We start from the raw sequence: 5,530 nt of genomic DNA, 5'->3' as shown, positions 1-5,530 counted from the left end.
CGACCTGCTCATCTCCCTCATCCCCGGAATCGGCTGATCGCCATGAACAACTCCATTACGAACACCGCCCGGTTGCTCTGGGCCGGCCTGCGGGCCCTCCTGGTGCTGACCGTGGTGACGGGCGTCGTCTACCCGCTGGTCGTCACAGGTGTGGCCCAGGCCGCGTTCAGCAACAAGGCGAACGGCTCCGAGGTCAAGTCGGACGGCAAGGTCGTCGGCTCGTCCCTGATCGGGCAGTCGTACAACCTGCCGCTGAAGAAGGGCCAGGAGACCCCGGACGCCGCCCTGCAGTGGTTCCAGGGCCGTCCGGCCAACGGGCTCGGCAGCAACAGCATCAACACCCAGTACAAGCTGCTGCTGTCCGGTGCCACCAACCTGTCCGCCGACAGCAAGGTGCTGATCCAGCAGGTGAAGGACGCCAAGGCCGCCGTCGTCAAGGACAACTCGGTGCCCGGCTACACGGTCACGCCCTCCCAGGTGCCGGCCGACGCGGTCACCTCCTCGGGCTCCGGCCTGGACCCGGACATCTCCCCGGCCTACGCCGACCTCCAGGTCCACCGGATCGCGGCGAAGAACAACCTGTCCGTCGCGCAGGTGGAGAAGCTGGTGAAGGACCACACCGACGGCCGAACCCTCGGCTTCATCGGCGAGCCCCGGGTGAACGTCCTCGAACTCAACATCGCGCTCAAGGACCTCGTAGCGAAGAAGTGATGGCCTTACGCGACCCACACGGGAGTCGGCGGCCGGGGGAGCACCCCGGATCCGCCGGCTCCCACCGTCATGACGTCGGTCGCCCCGATACCTGCGGGCACGGCCCGACGTACGACAGGAGAGGCACACACCCATGACCCGGGTGCTCGTGGTGGAGGACGACCCGCAACTCGTGCGGGCCCTCGTCATCAACCTGCAGGCACGCAAGTACGGAGTGGACGCCGCCCCCGACGGCGCCACGGCACTCCGGCTCGCCGCCGCGCGTCAGCCCGACGTGGTCCTGCTCGACCTCGGGCTGCCCGACATGGACGGCGTCGACATCATCAAGGGTCTGCGAGGCTGGACCCGCGTGCCGATCCTGGTCCTGTCCGCCCGGCAGGGATCCGACGAGAAGGTGGCCGCGCTGGACGCGGGCGCCGACGACTACATCACCAAGCCGTTCAGCATGGACGAACTCCTCGCTCGCCTACGGGCAGCCGTCCGCCGTACCGAGGACACACCGCTGGTGCCCGATGCGACGCTCGTCGAGACGGGCGACTTCAGCATCGACCTGCTCGCCAAGAAGGTCGTGCGCGGCGGGCAGGACGTGCGGCTGACCCCGACCGAGTGGCACCTGCTGGAGATTCTGGTGACCAACCCCGGCCGGCTGATCACGCAGAAACACCTCCTCCAGGAGGTCTGGGGCGTCTCACAGAGCAACAAGACCAACTACCTGCGCGTCTACATGGCCCAGCTCCGACGCAAACTGGAGACGGACCCCTCCCACCCGCGCTATCTGATCACCGAGCCCGGCATGGGCTATCGCTTCGAGGGATGACATGGCACGTGGCAAGCTCCGGATCTACCTCGGCGCGGCTCCCGGCGTCGGCAAGACCTACGCCATGCTCTCCGAGGCGCATCGCCGGATCGAACGCGGCACCGACTGCGTGGTCGCCTTCGTGGAACACCACCACCGGCCGCGCACCGAGGTGATGCTGCACGGCCTGGAACAGATTCCGCGCAAGGAACTGGAGTACCGGGACAGCGTTTTCAACGAGATGGACGTGGACGCCGTCCTGTCCCGCAGGCCCCAGGTGGCCCTGGTCGACGAGCTGGCCCACACGAACATCCCCGGCTCCCGCAACACCAAGCGCTGGCAGGACGTGGAGGAGCTGCTGGCCGCCGGGATCGACGTGATCTCGACCGTCAACATCCAGCACCTGGAGTCACTGGGCGACATCGTCGAGTCGATCACCGGCGTACGGCAGCGCGAGACCGTGCCGGACGAGGTGGTGCGGCGGGCCGACCAGATCGAGCTGGTCGACATGTCCCCGCAGGCGCTGCGCCGTCGTATGGCGCACGGGAACATCTACAAGTCGGACAAGGTCGACGCGGCCCTCTCCAACTACTTCCGGCCCGGCAACCTCACGGCCCTGCGTGAACTCGCCCTGCTCTGGGTGGCCGACCGGGTCGACGCGTATCTCACCGAGTACCGCAGCGAGCACCAGGTCTCGACCATCTGGGGTTCACGCGAGCGGATCGTCGTCGGACTGACCGGCGGCCCCGAGGGCCGGACGCTGATCCGGCGGGCCGTGCGGCTCGCGGAGAAGGGCGCCGGCGGCGAGGTGCTGGCCGTCTACATATCGCGCAGCGACGGGCTCACCGCCGCCTCCCCGAAGGAACTCGCCGTCCAGCGCACCCTGGTCGAGGACCTCGGCGGCACCTTCCACCAGGTTGTCGGCGACGACATACCGGTGGCCCTGCTGGACTTCGCGCGTGCGGTCAACGCCACCCAGATCGTCCTCGGCGTCTCCCGCCGCCGGAGCTGGCAGAACGTCTTCGGGCCGGGCGTCGGCGCGACGGTGGCCCGGGACTCAGGACCGGACCTCGACGTCCACCTGATCACCCACGACGAGGTGGGCAAGGGCCGTGGACTGCCGGCGGCACGCGGAGCACGCCTGGGACGCTCCCGGGTCATCTGGGGCTGGGTCGCCGGCGTGCTGGGACCGGTCCTGCTCACCTGGCTCCTCACGAGCGTCGCACCCGAGGTGGGCCTGGCCAACGACATGCTGCTGTACCTGACGTTGACGGTGGCGGCGGCCCTGCTGGGCGGCCTCTTCCCGGCGCTGGCCTCCGCGGTCGTGGGATCCCTGCTGCTGAACTGGTTCTTCACCCCGCCCGTCCACACCCTGACGATCGCCGACCCGAAGAACATCGTCGCCATAGCGATCTTCGTCGGGGTCGCCGTGTCGGTGGCCTCGGTGGTGGACCTAGCGGCCCGGCGTACCCACCAGGCGGCCCGGCTGCGGGCCGAGTCGGAGATCCTGTCCTACCTCGCGGGGAACGTCCTGCGCGGTGAGACCTCGCTGGAGGCGCTGCTGGAACGGGTCCGCGAGACCTTCGGCATGGAGTCGGTGGCCCTGCTGGAGCGGACCGGTGAGACGGCTCCCTGGACCTGCGCGGGGAGTGTGGGGTCCCAGCCCGCCGAGCATCCGGAGGACGCGGACGTCGACGTACCGGTCGGCGACCACATGGCCCTGTCCCTGCGCGGCCGCGTGCTGCCGGCCTCCGACCGCCGGGTACTGGCCGCGTTCGCCGCCCAGGCCGCCGTCGTCCTGGACCGCCAGCGCCTGCAGCACGAGGCCGACCGGGCCAAGGAGCTGGCCGAGGGCAACCGGATCCGGACCGCGCTGCTCGCCGCCGTCAGCCACGACCTGCGCACCCCGCTCGCCGGCATCAAGGCGGCCGTGTCCTCGCTGCGCTCCGACGACGTCGAGTGGTCCGAGGAGGACCGGACGGAACTGCTCCAGGCCATAGAGGGAGGCGCCGACCGGCTCGACCTCCTGGTCGGCAACCTGCTCGACATGTCCCGCCTCCAGACCGGCACCGTCACCCCCATCATCCGCGAGACCGACCTCGACGAGGTCGTGCCCATGGCACTCGGAGGGGTCCCCGAGGACAGCGTGGAACTGGACATCCCCGAGACGTTGCCCATGGTCGACGTCGACCGGGGGCTGCTGGAACGGGCCGTCGCCAACGTCGTCGAGAACGCCGTCAAGTACAGCCCGCCCGGCGAGAAGGTCCTGGTGTCGGCGAGCGCCATCGCCGACCGGGTCGAGGTACGGGTCGTCGACCGCGGACCCGGCGTCCCGGACGAGGCCAAGGACCGCATCTTCGAACCCTTCCAGCGCTACGGCGACTCACCCCGCGGCGCAGGCGTCGGCCTGGGCCTCGCGGTCGCGCGTGGTTTCACCGAGGCCGTCGGCGGCACGATCCACGCCGAGGACACGCCCGGAGGCGGCCTCACCATGGTGCTCGCCCTGCCGACAGCTCCCGAGCGGCTGGCACAGCAGACGGAGCTGCCCGCCGCGACCACGTCCTGAGACGCTCAGGCGCCGGGCGGCACAGTGTCGAACTCCCGCTCAAGACGCCCGGTGTCCAGCCGCAGCCGCAGCACGTTCCGGCGGTGCGCGGCCTCCAACGCGGCCTGAAGCGGGGACGGCGGCACCGCGAGAACGGGGCAGCCGGCGTGGGCGAGGCAGTAGCGGCCGACCGACGGCCGCAGCGCGCGGTGGAGCGGCCCTCGCCGTCCGGCACCGACCACGATGACGTCGTCCTCCCGGTCGGCGATGTGCACCAGCGCCGGCCCCGGGGTGCCCCGGGCGACGAGTGCCTGCCCGGGCAGCCCGCAGCCCGCGCCGCCGAACACGTCGTGCAGCACCTTGAGCAGCCTCTCCCGCGCCAGCCGCTCCCAGTCCGGGACCATGAGGGCCGCTGCCGGGGACCTACGGGCCGCGAGGTCCCCGCCGGGCGGTACCCAGGCATGCACCGGCCACAGCTCGGCACCGCGGCGCCGGGCCTCGTCGGCGGCCCACACCAGCGCGGTGAGACCGCCCGGCGAACCGCACACTCCCACTATGAGGCGAGCGGTCGGGCGCGGGTGGGACTCGGACATCTGATCCTCCTCGGAACGCTTCCATCCCACTCCTGTTCCCCGGCTTCAGAACACCCCTCGCGCCACTTCTTGGCGCCCCTCTGACGGCCCCTTCCACGCCCTCTCACCAGCGGCGTCAGCGCTCCGTCAAGGTCGTCCGGACGAACGTCAGCGTCCCGTCAGGGCATGCCCGGTCACCCGGGTCACCGGGCATAACGTCGAAGGCGAGCCCCGGTCCGCCTCCCCGCGTCCGGGGCACTCCGGAAAACACTCGCTCCCTGCCCGCCGAGAGGCACCTCATGGCAAAGCTGCTCCACGACGACGACCCCGACCCCGCCCATCGGTTCCCGGCCGGACCCCTCTACGTCCCGGTCCGGCCGGGCCCTTCCGGGTGTGCGGCCCGGCTCTTCCGCGCCCCGCTCGGCGACCGCACAGCCGTCGGCTTCACCTCCGCAGGGCGACTGACCGCCACGCTCGGCCCCGACCAGGCACGGATCCGCCTCGCCGAGCCGGCCCTGCGCGCGCTGACCGCCCCGCTCGGCATCACCACCGTCACGGTGGACCCGCAGTTCTCGGCACCGGCTCCCGCACCGGTCGAGCCCGCCACTCCTGTTCCCGCGCTGCGGATCGCGTGAGAAGGGCAGCCACGATGACCACAGTCCACGAACCCACCGCCACCGCCGCCGTCACCGCCACATCCGCCGACCTGTCGGTGTGGCCCGCCTCGGCCACCGAGCCCCGGCCCGGCGACCTCGCCGTCGGCGGCGTATCGCTCGCGGAGGTCGCCGACCGCTTCGGCACCCCCGTCTATGTCCTCGACGAGAACGAGGTCCGCGACCGCTGCCGCACCTACCGGCACGCCTTCCCCGACACCGAAGTCCTCTACGCCGCCAAGGCGTTCCTGTG

The 5,530-nt window shown here is 71.0% G+C and carries 5 protein-coding genes and 1 pseudogene; 5 read left to right on the top strand and 1 reads right to left on the bottom strand.

Annotated elements, in window-relative coordinates:
• Positions 1-42 precede the first annotated feature (42 nt).
• From ACFWPS_RS53700 to ACFWPS_RS53690, 3 genes are all read left to right on the top strand, one after another.
• Positions 43-711 carry a potassium-transporting ATPase subunit C gene (locus ACFWPS_RS53700; protein ID WP_383721826.1) on the top strand — a complete coding sequence of 223 codons (669 nt, stop codon included), beginning with the start codon at positions 43-45 and terminating at the stop codon, positions 709-711.
• 133 nt (positions 712-844) lie between these two features.
• Positions 845-1,528, top strand: a complete 684-nt coding sequence (locus ACFWPS_RS53695) for a response regulator (RefSeq protein WP_383721824.1) — start codon at positions 845-847, stop codon at positions 1,526-1,528.
• 1 nt (position 1,529) lies between these two features.
• Positions 1,530-4,073, top strand: coding sequence for a DUF4118 domain-containing protein (locus ACFWPS_RS53690; protein WP_383721823.1), 2,544 nt, complete (start codon positions 1,530-1,532; stop codon positions 4,071-4,073).
• A gap of 5 nt (positions 4,074-4,078) precedes the next feature.
• On the opposite strand, the gene ACFWPS_RS53685 is transcribed toward ACFWPS_RS53690, so the two are convergent.
• Positions 4,079-4,645, bottom strand: coding sequence for a universal stress protein (locus ACFWPS_RS53685; protein ID WP_383721821.1), 567 nt, complete (start codon positions 4,643-4,645; stop codon positions 4,079-4,081).
• Between the two features lie 278 nt (positions 4,646-4,923).
• Between ACFWPS_RS53685 and ACFWPS_RS53680 the strand changes: the two genes are divergently transcribed.
• The gene (locus ACFWPS_RS53680; RefSeq protein ID WP_383721819.1) at positions 4,924-5,259 is read left to right on the top strand and encodes an SAV_915 family protein; all 336 of its coding nucleotides are present in this window, start codon (positions 4,924-4,926) and stop codon (positions 5,257-5,259) included.
• A 14-nt stretch (positions 5,260-5,273) separates the two neighbouring features.
• Positions 5,274-5,530: pseudogene (locus tag ACFWPS_RS53675) on the top strand (diaminopimelate decarboxylase); the annotation flags it as partial.

It is taken from the genome of Streptomyces sp. NPDC058457, from assembly GCF_042720695.1.
Classification (GTDB): Bacteria; Actinomycetota; Actinomycetes; order Streptomycetales; family Streptomycetaceae; genus Streptomyces.
This window is presented reverse-complemented; position numbering and strand designations above follow the sequence as displayed.